At 67.5% G+C, this 22,996-nt stretch carries 23 protein-coding genes and 2 tRNA genes; 12 read left to right on the forward strand and 13 right to left on the reverse strand.

Annotation, left to right across the window (positions count from 1 at the left end; all coding sequences use genetic code 11):
- Positions 1-26 precede the first annotated feature (26 nt).
- Positions 27-773, forward strand: coding sequence for an IclR family transcriptional regulator (locus ACZ50J_RS15725; RefSeq protein WP_464298093.1), 747 nt, complete (start codon positions 27-29; stop codon positions 771-773).
- A gap of 6 nt (positions 774-779) precedes the next feature.
- Here the strand turns inward: ACZ50J_RS15725 and ACZ50J_RS15730 are convergent, their stop codons facing one another.
- Entirely contained in the window at positions 780-1,286 is a 507-nt protein-coding gene (locus ACZ50J_RS15730) for a DUF4188 domain-containing protein (protein WP_464298094.1), read from the reverse strand.
- Positions 1,287-1,365: 79 nt separating this feature from the next.
- Between ACZ50J_RS15730 and ACZ50J_RS15735 the strand changes: the two genes are divergently transcribed.
- Positions 1,366-1,977: a MerR family transcriptional regulator gene (locus tag ACZ50J_RS15735; protein WP_464298095.1), complete on the forward strand. Its 612-nt coding sequence runs from the start codon at positions 1,366-1,368 to the stop codon at positions 1,975-1,977.
- Positions 1,978-1,983: 6 nt separating this feature from the next.
- On the opposite strand, the gene ACZ50J_RS15740 is transcribed toward ACZ50J_RS15735, so the two are convergent.
- From ACZ50J_RS15740 to ACZ50J_RS15750, 3 genes are read right to left on the reverse strand one after another with little or no spacing between them, the layout of a single operon-like run.
- Complete coding sequence (locus ACZ50J_RS15740) at positions 1,984-2,253, reverse strand: hypothetical protein (RefSeq protein ID WP_464298096.1); 270 nt, start codon at positions 2,251-2,253, stop codon at positions 1,984-1,986.
- Positions 2,254-2,309: 56 nt separating this feature from the next.
- Complete coding sequence (locus ACZ50J_RS15745) at positions 2,310-2,891, reverse strand: histone deacetylase (RefSeq protein ID WP_464298097.1); 582 nt, start codon at positions 2,889-2,891, stop codon at positions 2,310-2,312.
- 14 nt (positions 2,892-2,905) lie between these two features.
- Entirely contained in the window at positions 2,906-3,823 is a 918-nt protein-coding gene (locus ACZ50J_RS15750; protein WP_464298098.1) for a DMT family transporter, read from the reverse strand.
- A gap of 90 nt (positions 3,824-3,913) precedes the next feature.
- On the opposite strand from ACZ50J_RS15750, the gene ACZ50J_RS15755 reads away from it, so the two are divergent.
- Positions 3,914-4,759: a LysR substrate-binding domain-containing protein gene (locus tag ACZ50J_RS15755; protein WP_464298099.1), complete on the forward strand. Its 846-nt coding sequence runs from the start codon at positions 3,914-3,916 to the stop codon at positions 4,757-4,759.
- 42 nt (positions 4,760-4,801) lie between these two features.
- On the opposite strand, the gene ACZ50J_RS15760 is transcribed toward ACZ50J_RS15755, so the two are convergent.
- From ACZ50J_RS15760 to clpS, 6 genes are all read right to left on the reverse strand, one after another.
- Positions 4,802-4,874: transfer RNA gene (locus ACZ50J_RS15760), tRNA-Glu, on the reverse strand.
- A 61-nt stretch (positions 4,875-4,935) separates the two neighbouring features.
- Positions 4,936-5,010: transfer RNA gene (locus ACZ50J_RS15765), tRNA-Gln, on the reverse strand.
- 59 nt (positions 5,011-5,069) lie between these two features.
- Positions 5,070-5,831 (reverse strand): HAD family hydrolase, encoded by a 762-nt coding sequence (locus ACZ50J_RS15770; protein WP_464298100.1) that lies wholly within the window; start codon positions 5,829-5,831, stop codon positions 5,070-5,072.
- Between the two features lie 37 nt (positions 5,832-5,868).
- Entirely contained in the window at positions 5,869-7,395 is a 1,527-nt protein-coding gene (gltX, locus tag ACZ50J_RS15775; protein WP_464298101.1) for a glutamate--tRNA ligase, read from the reverse strand.
- Positions 7,396-7,423: 28 nt separating this feature from the next.
- The gene (locus tag ACZ50J_RS15780; RefSeq protein ID WP_464298102.1) at positions 7,424-8,005 is read right to left on the reverse strand and encodes a DUF2017 domain-containing protein; all 582 of its coding nucleotides are present in this window, start codon (positions 8,003-8,005) and stop codon (positions 7,424-7,426) included.
- Positions 8,006-8,007: 2 nt separating this feature from the next.
- The gene (gene clpS, locus ACZ50J_RS15785; RefSeq protein WP_464298103.1) at positions 8,008-8,310 is read right to left on the reverse strand and encodes an ATP-dependent Clp protease adapter ClpS; all 303 of its coding nucleotides are present in this window, start codon (positions 8,308-8,310) and stop codon (positions 8,008-8,010) included.
- A 70-nt stretch (positions 8,311-8,380) separates the two neighbouring features.
- On the opposite strand from clpS, the gene ACZ50J_RS15790 reads away from it, so the two are divergent.
- The 5 genes from ACZ50J_RS15790 to ACZ50J_RS15810 all read left to right on the forward strand — a co-directional run bounded on the left by ACZ50J_RS15790 (position 8,381) and on the right by ACZ50J_RS15810 (position 13,639).
- Positions 8,381-9,709 (forward strand): nicotinate phosphoribosyltransferase, encoded by a 1,329-nt coding sequence (locus ACZ50J_RS15790; protein ID WP_464298104.1) that lies wholly within the window; start codon positions 8,381-8,383, stop codon positions 9,707-9,709.
- On the forward strand, positions 9,706-10,221 hold the full coding sequence (locus ACZ50J_RS15795) for an N-acetyltransferase family protein (protein WP_464298105.1): 516 nt from the start codon (positions 9,706-9,708) through the stop codon (positions 10,219-10,221). The genes ACZ50J_RS15790 and ACZ50J_RS15795 overlap by 4 nt, the downstream gene beginning before the upstream one ends.
- A gap of 106 nt (positions 10,222-10,327) precedes the next feature.
- Positions 10,328-10,846 (forward strand): N-acetyltransferase family protein, encoded by a 519-nt coding sequence (locus ACZ50J_RS15800; RefSeq protein WP_464298106.1) that lies wholly within the window; start codon positions 10,328-10,330, stop codon positions 10,844-10,846.
- A gap of 10 nt (positions 10,847-10,856) precedes the next feature.
- Positions 10,857-11,423, forward strand: a complete 567-nt coding sequence (locus tag ACZ50J_RS15805) for an isochorismatase family protein (RefSeq protein WP_464298107.1) — start codon at positions 10,857-10,859, stop codon at positions 11,421-11,423.
- Positions 11,424-11,530: 107 nt separating this feature from the next.
- Positions 11,531-13,639 carry a HelD family protein gene (locus ACZ50J_RS15810; protein ID WP_464298108.1) on the forward strand — a complete coding sequence of 703 codons (2,109 nt, stop codon included), beginning with the start codon at positions 11,531-11,533 and terminating at the stop codon, positions 13,637-13,639.
- Between the two features lie 6 nt (positions 13,640-13,645).
- Here ACZ50J_RS15810 and ACZ50J_RS15815 read toward each other — a convergent pair whose 3' ends face one another.
- Positions 13,646-15,484 (reverse strand): bifunctional metallophosphatase/5'-nucleotidase, encoded by a 1,839-nt coding sequence (locus ACZ50J_RS15815; protein ID WP_464298109.1) that lies wholly within the window; start codon positions 15,482-15,484, stop codon positions 13,646-13,648.
- Positions 15,485-15,628: 144 nt separating this feature from the next.
- On the opposite strand from ACZ50J_RS15815, the gene ACZ50J_RS15820 reads away from it, so the two are divergent.
- Entirely contained in the window at positions 15,629-16,741 is a 1,113-nt protein-coding gene (locus ACZ50J_RS15820; protein WP_464298110.1) for a hypothetical protein, read from the forward strand.
- Positions 16,742-16,800: 59 nt separating this feature from the next.
- Here ACZ50J_RS15820 and ACZ50J_RS15825 read toward each other — a convergent pair whose 3' ends face one another.
- The gene (locus tag ACZ50J_RS15825; protein WP_464298111.1) at positions 16,801-18,033 is read right to left on the reverse strand and encodes a homogentisate 1,2-dioxygenase domain-containing protein; all 1,233 of its coding nucleotides are present in this window, start codon (positions 18,031-18,033) and stop codon (positions 16,801-16,803) included.
- A gap of 84 nt (positions 18,034-18,117) precedes the next feature.
- Here ACZ50J_RS15825 and ACZ50J_RS15830 point away from each other — a divergent pair, with 84 nt between their 5' ends.
- Together ACZ50J_RS15830 and fahA are read left to right on the forward strand one after the other, a co-directional pair.
- Positions 18,118-18,945, forward strand: coding sequence for a hypothetical protein (locus ACZ50J_RS15830; RefSeq protein ID WP_464298112.1), 828 nt, complete (start codon positions 18,118-18,120; stop codon positions 18,943-18,945).
- Positions 18,942-20,141, forward strand: a complete 1,200-nt coding sequence (gene fahA / locus ACZ50J_RS15835) for a fumarylacetoacetase (protein ID WP_464298113.1) — start codon at positions 18,942-18,944, stop codon at positions 20,139-20,141. The genes ACZ50J_RS15830 and fahA overlap by 4 nt, the downstream gene beginning before the upstream one ends.
- Before the next feature lie 21 nt (positions 20,142-20,162).
- On the opposite strand, the gene ACZ50J_RS15840 is transcribed toward fahA, so the two are convergent.
- Complete coding sequence (locus ACZ50J_RS15840; protein ID WP_464298114.1) at positions 20,163-21,062, reverse strand: RDD family protein; 900 nt, start codon at positions 21,060-21,062, stop codon at positions 20,163-20,165.
- Between the two features lie 219 nt (positions 21,063-21,281).
- Between ACZ50J_RS15840 and ACZ50J_RS15845 the strand changes: the two genes are divergently transcribed.
- The gene (locus ACZ50J_RS15845; RefSeq protein ID WP_464298115.1) at positions 21,282-22,946 is read left to right on the forward strand and encodes an APC family permease; all 1,665 of its coding nucleotides are present in this window, start codon (positions 21,282-21,284) and stop codon (positions 22,944-22,946) included.
- Positions 22,947-22,996 lie beyond the last annotated feature (50 nt).

Consider the following 22,996-nt stretch of genomic DNA (forward strand, 5'->3'; position numbering starts at 1 on the left):
GCGGACTGAGACGTCAGTATCAGTGCATGGACAACTCTAGCGGTGTTGGCGTTCTGGACAAGGCGGCCGTGGTGCTTTCTGCCCTTGAAGCCGGCCCATCCACCCTCGCCCAACTGGTAGCTCACACCGGACTCGCGCGGCCGACGGCACATCGACTGGCCGTCGCCCTCGAGCACCACCGCCTCGTCGCACGAGACATGCAGGGTCGTTTCATCCTCGGTCCGCGACTGAGCGAGCTCGCCTCCGCGGCGGGCGAGGACCGCCTCCTGGCAGCTGCCGGGCCGGTGCTCGGCGCCTTGCGCGACCACTGCGGGGAGAGCGCGCAGCTCTACCGCAGGCAGGGCGACCAGCGGATCTGCGTCGCCGCAGCGGACAGGCCGATGGGCCTGCGCGACTCGATCCCCGTCGGCGCGACGCTGACGATGCAGGCGGGATCGGCTGCTCAGGTGCTGATGGCCTGGGAGGAACCGGACCGACTGCACCGTGGCCTGCACGGCGCGAAGTTCACCGCGACCATGCTGTCGGCGGTCCGCCGCCGTGGCTGGGCGCAGAGCGTCGGCGAGCGGGAGCAGGGCGTTGCCTCGGTCTCCGCCCCGGTCCGCGGTCCGTCCGGTCGGGTCATCGCCGCGGTCTCGATCTCCGGTCCGATCGAGCGCGTCTCCCGCCAGCCCGGGCGACTGCACGCCGGGACCGTCGTCGCCGGCGCGAACAAGCTCACCGAGGTGCTGGCCCGCGCACATGCGGCCACCCAGCGTCGCGGCGAGTCGGCCTGACCCGGCCTAGGCCGATGACGCGAGCCGCTCGCGGGCGGTGCGCCCGCGACGGGTGAGCGGGATCGACCCGGTGGCCTTCGCCAGGCCCCAGTCATCGAGATTCCCGTATGCCGACTCGTGCCCGCCCGCCGGAACGACATAGGTCTCGTGCCAGATGCCGATGCCGTCGTCCCGGCGCCGGCCGTTCGCGCGGCGGTATATCTCCCGCCAGGCCGGTCGGTGTTCCAATTGCTCGGCACTGGCGTAGCCGTAGAGGTCCTCCGCGCTGCGCCAGTACTGCACCGCGACCGGCCCGCGCGGGCCGACGCAGTTGTATCCGCCGATGAAGCCGAGCCATTGCTCCTCGCCTGCCTCGGAACGCGACTTGTTGCGCCACAGCTCGGCCTGCATGCGCCGCATCGCAGCCGCGACACGGCCCCACTGATCGACCCGCCATGGCTTGCGGACGGTCATGCCGATCAGGAAGACCACGAGGTCACCCTCGTGGGCGTGGGTCGTCATGGTGATCTTCACGGCATACTCCCGGGGCCTATTGGATAGTGCGACTCTCCATTATTGGCGAGTGGTGCTATCCAATGTCAAGATCCCTTCCATGCGCATCTCCGAGCTGGCCGCCCAGACGCAGGTACCCGTCGCCACGTTGAAGTACTACCTGCGCGAGGGGCTGCTGCCGTCCGGCACCGCGACGAGCCGGACACAGGCGACCTACAACGCGGCGCACGTCGACCGGGTCCGTCTGATCCGCGCGCTACTCGAATCGGGTGGGCTGAGCCTGACCCGGGTTCGCCAGGTCCTGGACACGCTGGACAGCCCGAACGTTCCCCGGCACGAACTCCTCGGGGTCGCACAGGAGTCCATCACCCCGCCGCTCCCCCAGCAGCCGGACCCGGAATGGACAGCGCTCGCAACTGAATTCGCAGCGTCCCGCAACTGGCCGACCCGAGCCGACGACCCGTTGCTCGTCCTCCTCGGCGAACAACTTCGTCTCATCGTGGCCGCAGGCGTGCTGGGCGCGGACCTCACGCAACTCGACCGGTATGCCGATGCGGCCGAACGGCTGGCTGCGGTTGACATGAGCACTGTGCCCGACGACGCCGACGGCGCGCTGCGTCAGGTCACGGTCGGCACGGTGCTGACGGATCCGATGATCCTGACCCTGCGCCGGCTCGCCCAGCAGACGCTCAGCACGACGAACGGCGAGTGACTCGCACTACCCGCGAATTCCCTTGTACCACTTGTCGATCGCTGCCTTGCTCGTCGCAAGGTCCGCCCCGGTGTTTTCGCGGTAGAGCTTGATCGCGAGAACCTTCCTGCCCCTCGCGATGGCCGCGCCGATCGCCACCCGCGCCTCGTGTGACAGCTGCAGGTCGAACTCCTCGATCCGTTCGGCCGGCACCTCGGCGCCGCCCCTGCGCCGCACCGTCACCAGGTAGACCACGGCGACCACCACGACGAGCAGCAGGACCAGCAGAATCCACATCCGTCGAGACTACCGAGCCGCCGACGTCGGTCGCCGGCGGTGCGAATCCCCCGGGTTCAGTGCACCGTCCGGCCACCGACGAGCCTCGCGACGTACGCCGCTGCCTCCTCACGACCGAGTCCGTGCGTGGCGATCAGCCCCCGCTCGATGGTCGCGGCGTATGCCGGTGACGGCGGCCGCTCCTGCACGCCCATCGTGTCCGGGAAGGTGAAGGTGAGCACTGGCTCGCCCTCGATGGCGCCCGCGACCAGGACCCGGTCGTAGAGATCGGTGCCACCGACCCATTCCCCGGCCGCGATGGCCTCCGCCAGCGGTAGATTGCCGCCCACGGGCAGATGCCGTTCCTGGAACCACACGTCGGAGAACTGTTCGACCGTGAGCCGGTAGGCGGTCGCGAGGGCCGGACCCTCACCGAGCGGGTCGTAGAACGCCATACCTCCACCCCACACGCCGGATTCCTCTCCGAACAGCACACGCCCGGGCAACTGCGTCGGCCGGCAACCCGTGGGCATCGAGGTGTCCCGGCATCCGGTGTACGTCCGTCGCGCGCCCTCGGGGCGCCCGCCGCTGATGTAGCAATCGAAGCGTTGCGGTGAGAGGTTCGAGCCGTAGGAGGCGTACCAGACGTGCGTGGTCATCCTCCGATGATGGCTCAGCGCACCGACTCCAAGGACGCGGGGCGTGCCTCGCACCGCGTCGCGGTGACGGTCGGCGCGGTCACCGCGGACCGGCCGAGCAGGCACGCGGCGGCACCGAGCACGAGACCACCGATGACGCCCGCGTCCGGACGATCACCGAGCAGCAGCCAGCTGAGCACCGCGGACACCGAGGGTATGACGGCGAAGAGCATGGCCACCTGACCGGCGCCCCCGCGCCGCAGCGCCGCGAGGTAGAAGCTCATCCCGAGCAGTGAGCTGAACCCGATCATCGCGGCCATCGACCAGACCGCCTGCACCGGCCGGTCGACGTGCATCGGTTGCGTCACCGCGAACACCACGGCCGCCGGCACGGACGCGAGTATGCCGATCCCGGTGCCCATGATCGGGTCGACACCACGCACGTGGCGCTGCTGATAGACACCCCCGAACGAGAGTCCGACCAGCGCGATCAGCACACCGACGATGCCGACGCCGAGCGAACCGGCGGACCCGAGCCGGCCGGCGAACGCCACGAGGACGGCAACGACCGCCAGGGCCAGCGCGCACGCACGCCTCCGGGTGATCTGCTCACCCAGCATCGGCTTCGCGAAGGCAGCAGTGACAACGGGATTCATCGACACGATCAACGCGACCAACACCGGAGACAGGCCCAGACTGAGCGCTTCGTAACAGCCGATGAACTGCACCGCCTGGATGAGTACGCCGACCACGACCACGTGTCCGAGTTGCGCTCCGCGCGGCCACGACACCCCGCGCCGGGCTGCAAGCAACAGCAGGATCGGCGCCGACACCACGAAACGCAGCACCAGCACCAGACCGGGCGACATCGCCTGCACGGCGAGCGCGCCGATCGGATAACCCAAGGCGTAGAGGACGACGACGACGAGCGAGAGACGCACCGGAAGTTTCACCGGTCCATCGTCGAACGACGACCGACGCGGCGTCCAACAATGATCAGTGATCATTATCAATCGTGTTTCTTGATCGGTTACGGTGTGACCATGTCCGCGACTCTCGACATCACTCCGCTGCGTTCTCTCGTCGCGATCGCGGGGGCAGGCGGTTTCCACCGCGCCGCCGTGACCCTCCACCTGACGCAATCGGCCGTCAGCCAGCACGTCCGGAAATTGGAGCAGGCGACCGGCCGGCAACTGGTCGAGCGCAGCGGACGCCAGACGCGCTTCACGCCCGACGGTGATCAGCTACTGCGCAGCGCGCGACGCATCCTCGCCGCCCACGACGACGCGGTGCGACTCTTCGAGGACCCGGACTCCCGCACACTGACCATCGGCGCCTCCGAGCACGCCGCCGAGATGCTGCTGCCGGAGATCTCGAGCGCGTTGCGGGCGGCGCTCCCGGAGACGAGCTTCCGCTTTCGCCTGGACCGCACCGCGCACGTCGAGCGAGCCCTCGAGGAGGGTGTCGCAGATCTGATCGTCCTCGCCGAACTCGCCCGGCCGGCCACGACCGAGCGGAGCCGACTCCGGTTGTGCTGGTTCGCCGCGCAGGACTTCCGCGCTCCCGATGCAGGCCCCTTGCCGGTCATCGCCTTCGACGAGCCGTGCATGCTGCGCCGGCCGACCTTCGAGACCCTGGCCGGGGCCGGCCGGGAGTACGACCTCGTCGCGGAGGTGTCGAACCTGTCCGGGGGATATTCGGCGGCGCGCGCCGGGCTCGGCGTCATCCTGCTCCCCCACATCGGCCGGGCACCCGAGGGCCTGGTCGAGTGCGTCGAGTTGCCGGCTGCCCCCGAGGTTCGCATGTCGGTGCGGGCCGCGGCGGCCACACCGGCGCCGGCAGTCCGGGCCGTCACGAAGGCCGTTCGCAGGGCCATGCAGGGGGAATGACGAAGCGCCCGAGTCCAGGTGGACTCGGGCGCTCGTTCTACGTGACCCCAGCGGGATTCGAACCCGCGTTACCGCCGTGAGAGGGCGACGTACTAGGCCGCTATACGATGGGGCCGCGGCTGGTGAAACCATACCCGCAAGCGGGCGATTTCACCGAATCGGCGATCTCTCGCCGATGGCTGGGGTACCAGGACTCGAACCTAGACTAACTGAACCAGAATCAGTCGTGCTGCCGATTACACCATACCCCAAGGGGGTATCACTTCGCTGCTGGCGGAACGCCACCGACGAGGTGAACCGAGGCGAAACATTACCCGGTAGATGGCGCTGCGCCCAAATCGGGGATGTCCAGTCCGTCGGCGGTGGGCGACAACTGCGCCAGTGACGTGATGGACGGCACATCCACCAGCCCCGTCGCCTCCGCCCTACCGTCGCGTCGCAACCAGATCGGCTGCAGGCCGGCGCCGCTCGCGCCGACGATGTCGGCGTCCCACTCGTCACCGATGTATGCCGTCTGCGCCGGCTCACTGCCGAGTCGCTCGCACGCCGCTTCGAAGACCCGGGCGTCCGGCTTACCGAACCCGAGCGTGTCCCGGGTGACCAGCGTGGCGAATCGGTCCGCCAGGTCGGTCACCTCCAGCTTGGGGAACGTCGCATCCGCGGAGGAGTTGGTGAGCGCGCCGACCGCGATCCCCGTCGCCTCGCACGCGGCAAGGAAGGGCAGCACATCGTCGAAGCGGTGCTGTCGAGCGACGAACGCCGGCCGGAACGCGGCCTCGAAGGTCTCGAGCGCACCGCCGGGCACTGCAAGGCCGTGCGCTTGGCCGACCTCGGCGAGACGCCCCGCCCGCATGGTCTCGAAATCGAGCTCGCCGGTGATGTACCGGCGGAAGAACCCGCCCGGATCGCTGCGGAAGCGCGCGGCCGCTGCCGCACACCACAGCTCGTCCTGGTCCGGCCACACCTGCGCCATACCGATGGCGCCGGCGGCGACCATGGCAGCCGTGGTGTCGACCAGCGTGTCGTCGACATCCAACAGAACCGCAGACACCGATAGCCGAACAGACTTCATTCGCAGCGCGTTTCGTCGATCACCGGGCGGTGGCTGCTCAGAGCGTCGCGCGCAGCGCCTTGAGGCGACGCAACGTCGAGTCCTTGCCGAGGATCTCCAGCGACTCGAACAACGGCGGCGAGATGCGCTGCCCGGAGACGGCCGTCCGGATCGGACCGAACGCGAGCCGTGGCTTGATGCCCAATCCGTCGACGATCGCGGCACGCAGCGCTTCCTCCAGACGCGTCGCGGTCCACTCCAGTCCGCTGCCGTCGGGGTTGCCGACGGCTCCGCTGATCGGCTCGAGCGCGGCAATGGCCGCATCGAGCACCTGCGGGGCGCTCTCCTTCAGCTGCTTGCGGGCGTCCTCGGCGATCTCCAGCTTGTCGTCCTCGACGTAGAACGGTGCGACGAGCGCGGACGCCTCCGACAGCAGGTTAATGCGGGTCTGGATGAGCGGCACGAGCGCGTTGAGGCGACCCAGCTGCGGCAATGACGCCGGCTGCGGGAGGGCGCCGTCGCGCTGCAGGAACGGCAGCAGCCGCTGCGCGAGGTCCTGCTCGGACAGCTCGCGCAGGTAGTGCCCGTTCAGCCAGTTCAGCTTGTCCAGGTTGAACACCGCACCGGCCGGGTTGATCTTGTGCCAGTCGAAGTTCTTGCTGAACTCCTCGAAGCTGAAGGTCTCTCGCTCGGTCCCGTCGTCTTCGATGATCGGCGGATGTCCCTGCAACGCAAGGAAGTTCACCAGTGCCTCGGGCAGGTAACCCTGCTCCTGGAACCAGGTCAGCTTCGCCCACGGGCTCTTGCGCTTGGAGATCTTGGCCCGCTTCTCCTCGCGCAGCAACGGGATGTGTGCGAACTGCGGAGCGTCCCAGCCGAGCCACTGGTACAGCAGGATGTGCTTGGGCGTCGAGGAGATCCACTCCTGCCCACGGACAACGTGCGTGATCTCCATCAGGTGGTCATCTACGACGACCGCGAGGTGGTAGGTCGGGAAACCGTCGGCCTTCAGGATCACCTGGTCGTCCGGCCGCGGCGCCTTGGTCGGGCCCATGATCAGGTCGTCGAACTGCAGCGGCGCGTCGTCCGGGATGAGCATCCGGACGACCGGCGTCTCGTTGAAGCCGGGCAGCTGGGCCCGCTCCTCCTTCGTCTTGCCGAGGCAGGTGCGGTCGTAGCCGGTCGGCTGCTTGGTCTTCTGCTGCACCTCACGCATCTGGGTCAGTCGCTCACTGGAACACCAGCAGTAGTAAGCGTGCCCGTCGGCGATGAGCTGCTCGACATACGGCTGATAGGTGTCCAGTCGCTCCGACTGTTTGTACGGCGCGAACGGCCCGCCCTTGTCCGGGCCCTCGTCCCAGCCGAGACCGAGCCAGTGCAGCGTGTCGTAGAGCTGCTGCTCACTGTCCTCCTGGAACCGCGCGCGGTCGGTGTCCTCGATGCGCAGGATGAAGCTGCCACCCTGCTGTCGCGCGAACGCGAGGTCGAAGATCGAGACGTATGCCGTGCCGACGTGCGGGTCACCGGTCGGTGACGGTGCGACACGCAGGCGGGGCTTCTTGGCGGAGACGGAGGTTTCGCTCATGATGCTCCGGATTCTATTGCCAACCCTGTTAGAGCAAGGCTCCGGCCAGCGACTCCTGCATCCAGGTCAGGAAGTCGTAGTAGAGGCCGATGATCAGCCGCGGGTCCTCCGACGCGTCCTCACCCGCCTCCGCGAGGTCGCGTTGCAGTTGTTCGCTGTCCTCGTCGGTGCGCAGCCGAAGTCGCTCCCCCAACGCCAGCCGTACGTCGGCGAGACCGACCAGCAGTGCCTGCGCCTGGCCGAGATCCAGGTCGAGCTTGTCCCGCGTCGCCGGCTGGTCCAATGCGTCGATGGCCGTCGTCAGGTTGGCGACCTTGCGCTGCCGCAGGCTGTGCTCGGTGAGCGCACGGAACTCGGCGGCCACCTCCTGATCGCCCCGGTGCCCATCGGGCAGCAGCCTGGCCAGTGCCGGATCGCGATGTGCGAGTTCCTCCGGGTCGGGCGCGTTCCCGAGCCCGGCCAGCAGGTCCTCGACCGGGTCACCGGAGAGCCCGCCGCTGGGAGTCAGCAGTTCACGCGTCTGACCCAGCAACTCGCGCACGATCGCCCGCTCGTTGCCATCCAGGCGCGCCACGACGCGAGAACCCTTGCGCTTGAACGCAGTTGCCATGCTCAGGCGTCCTTCTCGAAAGTCGCCCACAGACCGTAGCCCTGCATCGCCTCGGTGTCGGTCTCCATCCGTTCCCGTGGCCCGCTCGACACGACGGCCTTTCCGTCGCGGTGGACGGACATCATCAGCTTCTCCGCCTTGGCCTGCGAGTAACCGAAGTAGTTCTGGAACACCCAGGAGACGTACGACATCAGGTTGACCGGGTCGTTCCAGACCAACGTCACCCACGGCCGATCCGTCTGCTCGGTCGCCTCGACGTCGAGGTCGACGTCGGGCGAGGCATGCTCCGGGGGCGCTACAGACACGCCACCACGATAGGCAAGACACCCCAGGGAAAGCGACGCCGCCTGCCTCGACGACGTTAGAGTGACGCGCGTGACCACACCCGTGGGCGCGTCCACCGCGCTGCTTACCGACCACTACGAGCTGACGATGTTGAGTGCGGCGCTGCGTGACGGCACCGCGAACCGTCGCAGCGTCTTCGAGGCGTTCGGTCGCCGCCTGCCCGACGGACGGAGGTATGGCGTGGTGGCCGGCACCGGCCGGCTGCTGGACGCCCTCCAGAACTTCCGGTTCGACGACGCGGAGTTGCAGGCCTTGCGCGAGCGCCGGGTCGTCGACGATCGGACCCTGGACTGGCTGGCGTCATACCGCTTCACCGGCGACGCCTGGGGCTACGCGGAGGGTGAGGTCTACTTCCCCGGCTCACCGATGCTGGTGGTCGAGGCGAGCTTCGCCGAAGCGGTCGTTCTGGAGACGCTGGTGCTGTCGATCCTCAACCACGACACCGCGATCGCGTCCGCTGCCAGCCGTATGACGGCTGCCGCCGAGGAGCGCCCGTGCATCGAGATGGGGTCGCGTCGTACCCACGAGGAAGCCGCGGTGGCCGCGGCCCGCGCGGCATACATCGCGGGCTTCACCACCACGTCCAACCTGGAGGCGGGGCGACGGTACGGCGTTCCGACGACGGGCACGGCCGCGCACGCGTTCACGCTGTTGCACGACGACGAGCGTGCCGCATTCCAGTCCCAGGTCGACACTTTCGGCCCGGGCACCACGCTGCTGGTCGACACCTACGACGTGCCGAACGCCGTGCGGCTGGCGGTCGAGGTCGCCGGCACCGAGCTCGGCGGGGTCCGGCTGGACTCCGGCGACCTGTTGCAGCAGGCGCGCGAGGTCCGCGAGCAACTCGACTCGCTCGGTGCCACGAAGACCAAGATCGTCGTCACCTCCGACCTCGACGAGTTCGCCATCGCGGCACTACAGGCCGGCCCGGTCGACGGCTACGGCGTCGGCACCCAGCTGGTCACCGGATCCGGTGCCCCCACAGCGGGATTGGTCTACAAGCTGGTGGCTCGCGAGAACTCCGCCGGTGAGTTGCAGGGCGTCGCGAAGAAGAGCAAGGACAAGACATCGATCGGCGGCCGCAAGTTCGCGCTGCGCCGCCGCACACCGCAGGGCATCGCCGAGGCGGAGGTCATCGGCATCGGGACACCGCCGGTGGACGACGGCGATGACCGTTCGCTGCTGGTGCCGCTGATCACGAAGGGTGAGCAGGTCTTCCACGGCACACTCGACGATGCCCGCGAGCAGCACCGCATGTCGCGGGCGGAGCTGCCGCCGACTGCTCGGCAGATGTCCCGGGGCGAGCCGGTGATCCCGACGCTCTACCAGCAGGGTGATGACAAGGAGCGGACGCAATGACGAGCATCGAGCTGCTGGACGGCGACGCCGCCGAGCCATACGCCGATCGCATATTCGCCTTGTATGACGCGGTGTTCGGCAGGTTCCCCGACAAGGCGGACTGGCGCGCGCAGCTGTTCGACCGTGACCGCAGGCGCGACGGCTACCGGCTGGTGCTGGCACTCGACGGTGAGCGTGTCCTCGGCTTCGCCTGGGGTTACCGCGGCGAGCGCGGCCAGCACTGGCCGGACCTGGTGGCACGCACGCTGCCGGAGTTGCCGGCCGAGTGGGTTCGCGATCACTTCGAACTCGTCGAGTTGGCGGTCGACCCCGAGGCGCGCCGGCAGGGTCTGGGCGGGCGACTGCACGACGCCCTGCTCGACGGCCTGACCGGCCGTGCACTCCTCGGAACCGTTCTCGCCGTTGACGATCCGGCGCTGCGCCTCTACAAGTCACGCGGCTGGAGCACCCTGGGTCACCTCGAGGACAACCGCCAGGTCATGGGCGCCTACCTGCCACTCCCCCGACGGTAGCCAGCGTGTCGAGCACCGCCCTGAGGAGCCGCGAGGGACGAGCGGCGTCTCGAAGGGTAGGCGTGAGGAACGAGCGCCGTATCGAGACCAAGCGGCGGTGAGCGATATGACGCGCATCGACGTCCTGGACGGCGCGAGCGCCGCTGCCTACGCAGCACGCGTATTCACCCTGTACGACACGGTTTTCGGTGACTTTCCGGACCAAGCCACGTGGCGCGAGCAGCTGTACGACCGCCATCGCGCGCGGGACGACTACCGACTCGCCCTCGCGCTCGACGGCGACCGGACGGTGGGGTTCGCCTGGGGCTACCGCGGCATCCGCGGCCAGTTCTGGCCGGACCTGGTGACACGTTCGCTGCCCGAGGTCGGCCGCGAATGGGTCGGCGACCATTTCGAATTCGTCGAACTCGCCGTCGACCCGGCGTCGCGTCGACAGGGCGTCGGACGTCGGCTGCACGACGCGTTGCTCGACGGCGTGACCGGACGCGCACTGCTCGGCACGAGCGCCGACGACGATGACCCCGCCGTCCAGCTCTACAGATCACGGGGGTGGGTGACGTTGGGCCTCCTCGACGCCGATCGACGGGTGATGGGACTCCGGCTTCTGCCTTCCGCAACGTCGTAGGCTGCACCACATGGGACGCGCACTGGTGCTGGTCGATGTCCAGAACGATTTCTGCGAGGGCGGTTCGCTCGCGGTCGAGGGCGGCATCGGCGTCGCCGAACGCATCGCGGCTTACGTCGACGGGCACGGCACGGACTACTCCCACCTCGTCGCGACCGCCGACTGGCACGTCGACCCGGGCAGTCACTGGTCGAAAACTCCTGATTTCGTGGATAGTTGGCCGATTCATTGCGAGGTCGGGACACCGGGTGCCGACTTCCGTTCCGAGGTACAACCCGTCATCGCACAGGTGGCGGCGGTGTTCCGGAAGGGACAGTACGCAGCGGCATACAGCGGTTTCGAGGGTGCCACGGAGGACGGCGTGGCACTGGCCGACTGGCTGCGCGGCCATGACATCGACGAAGTCGACGTCGTCGGCATCGCCACCGACTACTGCGTTCGCGCCACCGCCCTGGACGCGGCCGCAGCCGGTTTCTCCACCCGCGTGCTGACCGACCTGACCGCCGGTGTGGCTGCGGAATCGACCGCGCGAGCCTTGGACGAGTTCCGCTCCGCCGGCATCGAGGTCGTTCACTGACAGCGCCGAGGCCACGATTCTCGCCGTAGGTCAAAGGTGCGAGCGCGGGAACAATCCGCACATCATGGGCGCTTGAGACGGTGCAGTCACCGCCCCGAGAGGACTCCGTGAGCGAAACCGCGACCACCGCACACAACGGCGCATTGACCCAGGAACAGGAGACGGTCGACGAGGCGTATCTGCGCAGAGACGAACTCCTGGCCGAACTCGAGATCGACCTGGCCAGGGCACCACGGGACACCGTGGAAGCCGCTCGGAACACCACCCTGAGGCGCCGCCGGACCGACCTGCAACACGCCGAGTCCGGCCTGGTCTTCGGCAGGTTGGACGCCACGGACGGCACCGTGCGGCATCTGGGCCGGGTCGGCATACCGCGGGCCGATGACGAATCGGACCCTCTCGTGCTCGACTGGCGAGCACCTGCAGCGCGTGCCTTCTACACCGCCACTCCGCTGGACCCGCAGGGTCAGCAACGGCGCCGGCACATCCACATGGACGCGCGCCGCGTCACCGGGGTGGATGACGAACCGTTGGACGGCTCAACCGATTCCGGTGACCTCGTGGGTGAGGGCGCGTTGCTCAACGCCTTGTCCGCACGGCGTACCGGGCGGATGGGCACAGCCGTGGCGACGCTCCAGAAGGAACAGGACGGCATCGTCCGCGCGAGCAGCGACGGCCCGCTGGTCGTGCAGGGCGGCCCCGGCACCGGCAAGACCGTCGTCGCACTGCACCGCGTGGCGTATCTGCTGTTCACCCACCCGGAGCTCGCCGGCCAGGGCGTGCTGGTGCTCGGACCTTCTCGGCGGTTCCTGGACTACATCGCGCAGGTACTTCCTGCGCTCGGCGAAACCGCTGTCGTGCCCGCGACGTGCGAGACCCTGTTGCCCGGGGCGTCCGTCGAGTGCGACGAGTCACGGGAGCTTGCCGAGATCAAGGGCCGTGCCTGCTGGCAGCCGACCCTCGCGGCATGGGTGCGCTCCCTCGCACCGGCACCCGCCGACCTGACGTTCGTGCTCGACGGCGAGCACCACACGGTGCGGGCGCCGCGCGTTCGACGTGCGCTGGAGAGTGCTCTGGCAGGACGAGATCTGCACGCGGCGCGGCAATGGTTCATCGAGCACATGCACGACCTGGTGACGGACTCCACCGTCGAACGGCACGAGGAGCTGCTGGCCGGGGTCGAGGTGGGCTTCGAGGACATCCTCGCCAAGGTCGACGCCGGACAGGCACGCAACGACGACCGTGGGGTCCGCCTCGACATCAGCGGTTCCGAGGTCGACGGCACGCTGACCGACGCTGACATCGACCGGCTGCACGACCGAATCGCCGGCGACCCCAACGTTGCTCGTGTCCTCGCCGACTTCTGGCCGATCCGCGACGCGCGCCGGACGCTGTACGCACTGCTCGGCGACGAGCGACTGCTGCAGCAGTTCGCCACCTCACTCGACGACAGTGAACGTGCTCTTGTCGCCGGTGCTCCTCGGCAGCTTGCCGCAAGCGACATCGCCTTGCTGGATGCCGTCGCCGAATTGCTCGGCACTGTCGACGCACCGACCGAGCAGGGCGAGTTCCTCGCCGATCGCGCTGCGAACCGGCGGGATTGGGCCTATGGCCACGTGGTCGTCGACGAGGCGCAGGAGTTGTCGGCCATGCAGTGGGAGATGGTGCGACGGCGTGTCCCGAGTCGGTCGATCACCGCGGTCGGAGACATCGACCAGACCGAGGCGCCGCACCGCCATACGACGTGGGCCGAGGCCATCGACCCCGTCTTCGGAACGCGTTGGCGCCGCAGCGATCTGACGATTTGCTACCGGACACCACGGGAGGTCATGGCGCTGACCGGGCCGGTGCTGGCCCGGGCCGGCAGCCAGAACGAACCACCACGAGCGGTTCGGGACTCCGGCATCGACCCGTGGACCGTGACCGTGAGCGAGGCCGAACTCGCCGCCACTGCACGGGATTCGGTGACCGCGATGGCGGCCCGCTGGCCGGGAGGCAGCGTGGGTGTCGTCGCACCCGCCGCCCGTGTCGCCGAGTTGCGGGACCAGCTGCCCGACACCGTCGTATTGGCCGCCACCGAGGCCAAGGGGTTGGAGTGGGATGCCGCCCTGGTCGTCGACCCGGACGGCATCACCACCGAACCCCGCGGCTGGAACGGGTTGTATGTCGCCCTGACCCGCTGCACGCAGGAGCTCGGTCAGTTGCGACTGACGTGAGCCCGGTCAGCTCACCTGGATCGGTGTCGTACCGGACACCAGGCGCCAATCGACCTGGTGGAACGTCGACGGGTCGATCGTCTTGTTCGCGGTGACCCAGTCGATGATCAACTGCCGAATCTCGTTCTGCCTGTTGTAAACGACCTCGGCTGTCGTGACACCCGGGAAGCCGCCACCACCGGACTGGCGGTAGTTGTTGATGGCGATGACGAAGCTGTCGGCGTCGGCGACCGCCGTCCCGTCATACGCGAGGTTGCGGATGCGGTTGCCGGCCGGAACGCTCAGGTCGATGTCGTAGGTCAGTGCCGCGTCGAGGCCGCCCATGACGTCGTAGTTGTAATCCGGGGTGCCGGTCGGTGCCGTCGGCGTCTTCGCGTTGGTGACCTGGTCCATCGTGAACGGGCCGGTGCCGCTGACCTGCTGGAAGTAGCTCACCGACGTCTCGAGGTAGGCCTTGACCTGCGCGCCGGTGAACTTGATGCCGAGCAACGTGTTGTCGTAGATGTACAGCCCTGCGACGTCACGCACGGTCACGTCACCCTCCGGGATGACAGCCGTCCGGCTGAACGGTGCGGCGATCGACAACACCGGGGTGTTCTCGTCCGCCGTGCCGACCAAGCCCGCCTTGAGCGCCTGCGCCTGCACCAGATTGATGAAGTCGACGGCGGCGGCGTCCTCCACACACGCGCGCGCACCGCTCATGGTCTCGGCGCAGGTGCCGATGACGCCGTTGACGTACGTGCGGACCTTTTCGTGCGGGGCGCGCAGCAGCGCGGCGATGGCCGGGTCCTCCGGCGCGGTGTTGGAGTTCAGCAGGGTCGCCGACGAGCTGGCGACCTCCCACTGCCCACGGTTCTTGCGCAGGTTCAGGTCCATCACCGTGACGCGCTCACCGAAGCACAGCGGCTCGGAGAGCAGGACCTGCTTGCCGGTCTGCTCATTGGTGACGAACCGCTGCGGAATCTCGACGTGCGCGTGCCCGACGAGGATCGCGTCGATGTCCGGAACCTGTTGTGCCAACAGGGTGCTGGCGTTCTCGGGGTACGGCAGGGCATCACCGTATGACGAGGAGGTGTCCGCGCCGGAGTGGCACGACACGACGACGATGTCGGCACCGCGTCGTTTGACCTCGGGCACGACCAACTTGGCCTGCTCGACGATGCCGTTGAACTTGACCTTGCCCTCGACGTTGGCCTTGTCCCAGATCGCGACGCCGGGAGTCACCAAGCCGACGATGCCGACGGTCACCGGCTTGTGACCACGCACGTGCACGCGCTTCAGGACGTATGGCGGGAAGACCGACGTGCCGGTGTTCCAGTCGAGCGCGTTCGCACCGAGCAGTGGGTGGTGCAGCTGGCTCTGGAACGTCCGGAGCAGGTCCATGCCGTAGTTGAACTCGTGGTTGCCGAGAGCGGCTGCGTCATACCCGATCTTGTTCATTGCCAACGCCATCGGGTGTATGACGCCCTTGCCGATCGGCTCGATCTTGGCGTAGTAGTACGCCAGTGGCGTGCCCTGGATGGTGTCGCCGGCGTCGAGCGTGATGCAGGTGTCGGCGCCCCGCTCCTCGCGCACGGCCTGGATCAACGTCGCGCACTTGGCAGCGCCCACGTCGTTGTGCGCCGCGTCGTCATACTCCTTGTCGCTGAAGTAGTCCCAGTTGTAGACGTGCCCGTGCAGGTCCGTCGTGCCGAGGACCGTCAGCTTCAGATCCTTGCCCGGGCCACCAGGCTTCGCCTCGGCGTCCGGGGCGTTCACAGCTGCACCGACCACGCCGGCACCCCCGATCATCGTCATGGCCAGCAATTGGCGGCGGCTCGTGGCATGTCGGACGACGGGGTGCATGGAATCTCCTTCAGGGGGTCGGACCGCGCGGATCACGCTCGGCAACTGCACCACGCTAGCGACGATCGAAAGCGAAGTGTCCGTTACGCCGTACCGAACGTGGGTACAACGGTGCGAGAGCCCCACCGCTTAGCATCGGTGAGCATGGATGCCCCAGAGACCGAATGGTTCCGTCGGCACGCCCGCCCTGGCGAGGAGTGGTCCGGGCCCGGATTCGTCCTCACCGCGGACTACCACGCGATCTACCTGTTGAACGACGACATCGACCATCTCCCGGAAGCGAGCGACTCGATCGCGTGGGCATCGCCCGAGGGAAATGTCATCTTCTCCACCGTCCGCCGGTACGGCCCCGTGATCGTTCAGGTCGAGCAGCTGACTTCGGCGCCGGACGCGGAAGACATCAACGGCTGGGACGCCACGACGTCGTTCGTCCTGCCGGTCGTCGATGACGCATTCCTATTGCACTCGCCCTTCGGTGAGCCGTCGTTCAACATCCAGGTGCCTGCCGGCGATCATCGCGTGCTGGTGCGCCGTGTGGTGTCCGGAAAGGACGCGGTCAACGGTGACGACGACTACTTCAACGTTTCCGAGCCGCCCTACGAATTCCTCCTGGTGCAACTGTGGCCCACCGGTGGTAACACCGAGTCCGATCGGCTCCGGCGATTCCGCGCCAGCCGCGACTTGACCGCATGGGCCGCTGCCGCACGGCGATCCGAGGATGCCGCCGAGCACGCCGGAGCTGCGCGCCGAGCGGAGCTCTGGGGACGGCTCGACCCGCCCAGTGATCTGGAGGCGATCGGACCGGAGGCAGCACACGCCGCAAAGGGCTCATATGAACTCGCACTCGGCCTCACCCGATCCAGCCCGCGCGCTGCGCGAGAGACCGCAGCGTGGGCAGTGGAAGCCGTTGCAGCGGAGATCGACGGGCCACCCCCGGTCGATCTCACATCCGCGGTGGAGGCAATCCGGTCAGGCGCGCCACTGCCTGCACCATTCGATGACATCGACATGGCGTTCAGGGCGATGCTTCCGCCGATTGGTGAAGGAGGCTTCGGGTCCTTCAGCTTCGGCGCACAACCAACTCGGCCACGCGGCGCGACCGCGGCAACTTCGGCAACCTGTGCAGCGATCTGCTCGACCAACGTCGCCAACCCGATCGAAGCAGCCATGCGCGCCCTCAACCAGGCCGCAGCCGGGCATGTGGACAAGGCAGAGTTCTGGCGCCGAGCGGAGGAGGCGTTCCGGCGTTTGCAATGACCGTCGGTTATGCCAAGAGTGCGTCGGAGCGCACCCGTGGCATAACCGAGACGGTTGGATCAGCTCTTGCCGCCGACCCAACTCCAGGCGTACTTCCCGTCGTCGGTAGCGCTGCCGGCCTCGCCGAGTTCCATCGGCCGGAACGTGTCGACCATGACCGCGAGCTCGTCGAACTCGTGCACGCCGATGGACTTCTCGTACGCGCCCGGTTGCGGACCGTGCGCGTGACCGCCGGGGTGCAACGAGATCGAGCCCTTGCCGATGCCGGAACCCTTGCGCGCCTCGTAGTCGCCGTCGACGTAGAACATGATCTCGTCGCTGTCGACGTTGGAGTGGTAGTAGGGCACCGGGATCGACGCCTCGTGGTAGTCGACCTTGCGCGGCACGAAGTTGCACACGACGAAATTGGTGCCCTCGAAGACCTGATGCACCGGCGGCGGCTGGTGCACCTTGCCGGTGATCGGCATGAAGTCGGCGACGTTGAACGCGTAGGGGTAGAGACAGCCGTCCCAGCCGACGACGTCGAGCGGGTGGTAGGGATAGGTGTAGATCGTGCCGACGATCTGCCCGCCGTTGCCCCGGTGCTTCACGTAAACCTCTGTGGGAGCGTCGGATTCGGCGCCGACGTCCTCCGCCAACAGCGGCCTGGCCGGCCCGCGCAGGTCACGTTCGCAGTATGGCGCGTGCTCCAGCAACTGGCCATAACGGGACAAGTAACGCTTCGGCGGTGCGATGTGCGAGTTGCCCTCGATCGCATAGGCACGGAACGCCTCGGTGAAACCATCGTCGCCGGCAGCCACCGGCAACCAGCGATGGGTCGTCGCGCGCGGCACGATCAGGTAGTCACCCTCGGCCACGTCGAACGCGCCGAAGACCGTCTCCACCCGCGCGCCACCGCGCTCGACGTACACGCACTCGTCGCCGATCCCGTTGCGGTACCAGGGGCTCGGCGTATCGGCCACGACGTACGAGATGCGGACGTCGCCGTTGCCCAGCACCAGTCGTCGCCCGGTGACGGCATCAACCCCGGTGTCGCCGTCCCCGAACAGGTCGTGCAGCTTCAGGTGCCGCGGCAACAGCGGGTGGTTCGGCTGGGTCTGCTGCGACCAACGGAACTCCCACGGCTGCGCGTCGGAGATCGCCGACGGCAGGCCCCGGTGGTAGAGCAACGAGGAGTCACTGGAGAACCCCTCCTCCCCCATCAGCTCCTCGTAGTAGACGCTGCCGTCCGGCCGCCGCAGCGCGGTGTGCCGCTGTCGCGGCAGCTGTCCCATCGATCGGTAGAACGCCATTGTTCTCCTCTTTCCCCGTCAGTTCCACGTTTCGGACCCATGGCCCGTGGTCGCTGCGGCCGGTCCCCTGGCTACGGTGGCAGCATGCCCAGTCTGCCCACCCGCACGCTGTTCACTCAGTTGGTCGACGACGCGGCCGTCTTCCCGCCGGGAAACTTCTCGCTCTCAGAGGCTATCGACCGACGCTCCACCCGTCGCGGCACCCCGGCATCCGATTTCGTCGGACCGCTGCTGCTGCCACCGCGATTGATCGATGAGGCTCTCGAGGACCACAGCGGATTGGTCATCACCGTCGTCGGCCGGCCGGATGCCGCCCTCGGCGACGTGATCGCCGCGGCGGAGAACGTTGCCGACGCGGCAGGGCACGCACTCGCCGGTGTGGAGGTTGCAGCCGGAGACGGCTGGGAGCGGACCCTCGACCTTGCCGTGCCTGTGGCTCTCGAAGTGCCGGCGGGTGCCGCCGGTCGTGACCTGCTGCCAGGCATTGCCGGCCACGACGGTCAGGTCATCGCGAAGCTGCGGACCGGGTCGACGCCGGCCAACGACGTTCCGTCGGTGAACGACACCGCTGCCTTCATCACCGAGTGCGTGCAACTCGGGGTCGCGTTCAAGCTGACCGGCGGCCTGCACCGTGCGATCGCGCACACTGCCGGCAACGGCACGACCGATGCCGAGGAACAGTTCGGCTTCCTCGGCATCCTGCTCGCGGTGCACGCAGCGCTGATGGGTGGTGACGTGGCCGCAGCCCTGACCGACCGCGACGAAGCGTCGATCACCGATGCGATCCGCGCGATGTCCGAGGCCGACGCGGTCACTGCACGCAACGTCTTCACCAGCTTCGGTTGCTGCGACGTACTCGACCCGATCCGCGACCTGGCCGCACTCGGCCTGATTCCCGAGAGGACCGCATGAGCACCACGACCGACGAGCTCTGGAGCATCGACAACCTGCCGTATGGCGTCGCCAGCACCCCTGACGGCGGCGCTCAAGTCGTCACCCGATTGGGCGACGACGTCGTCGAGCTCGCGACCCTCGCAGCGCTGGACAACATGCGCAAGTGGGCTCGAACCTTCCGGCACAGCTCGCTCAATCCCTTTATCTCCCAAGGCCGTTCGTCCTGGTCGGCGGCCCGCGCCTGGCTGCAGGACATTCTCCGGGACGAAGGCCGACGCGAGCTGGTCGGCCAGGCGACCAAGCCGTTGTCCGAGGTGACGTTGCACCTGCCCGTGGAGATCGCCGACTACGTCGACTTCTACGCCAGCGAACAGCACGCCACGAATGTGGGATCACTCTTCCGCCCGGACAGTGCGGCCCTGCTGCCCAACTGGAAGCACCTTCCGATCGGCTATCACGGGCGCGCCGGGACCGTCGTGGTCTCCGGCACCGACATCGTGCGCCCCGTCGGCCAGCGCAAGGGCAAGGACGACCCCGAGCCCGTCTGCGGGCCGAGCATCCGGCTGGACATCGAGGCCGAGGTCGGCTTCATCGTCGGGGGCGAGACGGAGATCGGAACGCGGCTCACGGTGGACGACGCTGCTGATCACCTGTTCGGTGTCGCCCTCTTCAACGACTGGTCGGCACGAGACATCCAGGCGTGGGAGTACGTCCCGCTCGGCCCGTTCCTCGGCAAGTCGTTCGCATCATCGCTCAGCCCGTGGATCACGCCGATGGAGGCACTGGAGGCGGCGAAAATAGCTCTGCCGAAACAGGATCCGAAACCACTCGACTACCTGCTGGGCGACGGGCTCTACGGTCTCGACCTGCAGTTGGAGGTGCGGCTCAACGACACCGTCGTGTCGACTCCGCCGTACAAGTCCCTCTACTGGAGCCCGGCCCAGATGCTCGCGCACCTGACGGTCAACGGTGCCAGCCTGCGCAACGGCGACCTCTTCGCCTCCGGCACCGTCTCGGGTGACTCGCGCAACCAGCGCGGCAGCCTGCTCGAGCTGTCGTGGAGCGGAAAGCAGCCGATCGAGCTGTCGGACGGCACGACGCGCAGCTTCCTGGAGGACGGCGACACGGTGACGATCAGCGCAACCGCCCCGACCGCCGGCGGTGGTCGGATGGCGCTCGGCGAGGTCACCGGCACGATTCGGCCGAGCCGGTAGGTCGCTCGAAAACGCTTGGCGCTACTGGCGTCCGGCGTACGGCGGAACCGGACCACCGGACGGCGTCTTCGGCGTGCGGGTGTTCACGACATACGTCTTGGCCGCCTTGTCGTGCAGCGACTGGGCGTGGCTATCGCCGAGCGGAACCAGTCCGTCGACAAGGCTGAAGACCGACCCGAGCGACGCCACGAAGGGCACGAACGAGGTGATGTTGCTGACGCCCTTGACGACCGAGCGGATCGCGACCGACCGCAGGTCGGGCTTCGCCGTCGACGAAGCGCCTCGCACCCGAACACCGAAGATCATGTGCCCCAGCGTCTGGCCACGCCAGGCGACCAACGCGATCTCGTAGACCAGGTAGAGCACCAGCGCGGTCAGCGGGAACTGCCACGGCACGTTGTAGACGGCGTCCGGGATCGGTGGCTGGGACCGACCGTCACGCGCCGCGTCGAGCACGTCGTCATACCAGTTGGTGATCGTCGTGACCCACGGGTGCAGCCACGTCCAGGAGACCGCCACGGAGACGACGGACAACAGGATGTTGTCCACGATGTAGGCGAACAACCGGCGCCACCAGGACGCGGTCGGCTCACCGTCGGGTGTCGTCTTCACCGGGCGCGGGGCGTACGGCTGCTGCGCGTATGGCGACTGCGGCCCACCTGGGTACTGCTGCGAACCCGGTTGCTGTTGCTGCTGATAAGGGCGCAGCTGCGGCCGCTGGCCGTACGTGGCCTGCTCCTCGGCCGCCCGCTTGCGCTCCTGCTCCTCCTCGTACTGCCGACGGGCGTCGCCGATCCGGGACTGCTCGAGGTTCGGCTTGACCTTCGGCATCGTGCGGTCACTCCACAGGATCCCGTCCCAGTAGCGAAGCTGATCGGGATTCTGGGGGTCGTCATACCAACCGGACGCACGTTCGCTCATGATGACTCATCCTCTCATTGCACGGCCGGCGACCGATGCTCGGCGCTCTGATGAGCGACGAACGAGCTACGAACGAGTAGGAATCGGAACCGATTCCCGACGCTCAGCTTCGTTAGCCCCGAAATCGAGGCTTCGGAGAGTACGGTCTTCGGTGCTCACCGAAAGGCACGATCAGCTGCCGGACTCATCGGAGTTTCAGCGGCGAAGGGATGATGCAGGATGGCCATAGATACCGAGCCCGCTCCGGCACAGTCGGAGGATCCAAAACTCCAGAGACACGTCGGCCGGATAGGCCTGCTGTTCGCGAGTGTGGGGTCGATCATCGGATCGGGCTGGCTCTTCGGCGCGATGAACGCAGCGCAGACCGCTGGTCCCGCGGCGATCATCTCTTGGGCCCTGGGCGGATTCATGATCCTGCTCATCGGCCTGTGCTACGCAGAACTCGGCACGATGTTCCCGTTGTCCGGAGGCGTCGTGCGGTTTCCGCACATCGGGTTCGGGTCGTTCGCGAGCTATATGACCGGCTGGATCACCTGGGTCGCGTGCATGGCCGTTGCGCCCATCGAGGTCGAAGGTGCGCTGACCTACGCGACGAAGTACGCGGACTTCACCGAAGCGAAGACCGTGGACGGGGCAACCGTGCACACGTTGACCGGCCTCGGACTGGTCGTCGCTGTTCTGGCGATGGCTGTCTTCGTGGTCATCAACTATTTCGGCATTCGGTGGTTCGCTCGAGTCAACAACGTGCTGGTCTGGTGGAAGCTCGGCATCATCACCATCGTCATCGTGGCCTTCCTGATCACTCGATTCGACGGAGGTAACTTCAGTTCGCACGGCTTCGCACCGATGGGCGCGCACGGCGTGTTCACCGCGATCGCGACGTCCGGAATCGTCTTCTCCTACCTCGGTTTTCGACAGGGTATCGAGCTGGCCGGTGAAACTGACAACCCGCGCCGCAACGTCCCGTTCGCAGTCATCGGCTCGGTCCTGCTCACCTGCCTCATCTACGTCCTGCTGCAGGTCGCCTTCGTCGGCGCCGTGAGCCACGGTGACATCGCGAAGGGCTGGGCGCACGTGAGCTTCACCGACGACTTCGGCCCGCTGGCAGCGATCGCGACGGTTCTCGGCCTCGGATGGCTCGCCACGCTGCTCTACATCGACGCCATCGTTTCCCCGGCCGACACCGGACTCATCTACACCACCGTTACCTCCCGGATCTCGTTCGCGATGGCCCGCAACGGCAACGCCCCCAAGGCATTGGCACGGACCACCAGCAACGGTGTCCCGCTGGTCAGCATGATTCTCGCGTTCATCGTCGGCCTGGTCCTGTTCCTGCCGTTCCCGAGCTGGCAGCAACTGGTTGGCTTCATCACGTCGGCCACGGTGCTGTCTTTCGGCTCGGGCCCACTCGTGCTGTTGGCCTTCCGCAAGCAGCTTCCCGATCACGAGCGTCCGTTCCGCCTCCCGGCCGCACCTGTCATCGCGTTCTTGGCATTCTGGTCGTCCAACCTCATCGTCTACTGGACGGGTTGGGAGACCAACTCGAAGTTGTTCATGGCGGTGCTCCTGGGCGTCGTGCTCCTCGTGATCATGTACGCCGTGAACGCCGCACGCGGCCAACAGCCCCAATGGGATTGGCGCCACGGGACCTGGTACGTGCCGTGGCTCGGTGGCCTGGCACTGATCTCCTGGCTGGGTGACTACGGCGGAGGCCAGGGCGTGCTGCACTTCGGATCGGCGTTCCCCGTCACCTTCGTCTTCAGCGCCATCGTCATGGCGTGGGCACACTTTGTGCAGCTGCCCCGCACACAGGTTGACGTGTACATCGAGCACTCTCGGCAGGAGACCCTGCTGGAGGAGCAGGAGCTGGGCGCAGCACCGTGATCGGCTGACGGTCGCTCCTCGCTGCACCATCACGGATGACCGCCGGTCGG

The sequence above is a fragment of the Flexivirga sp. G2 genome (assembly GCF_055397625.1).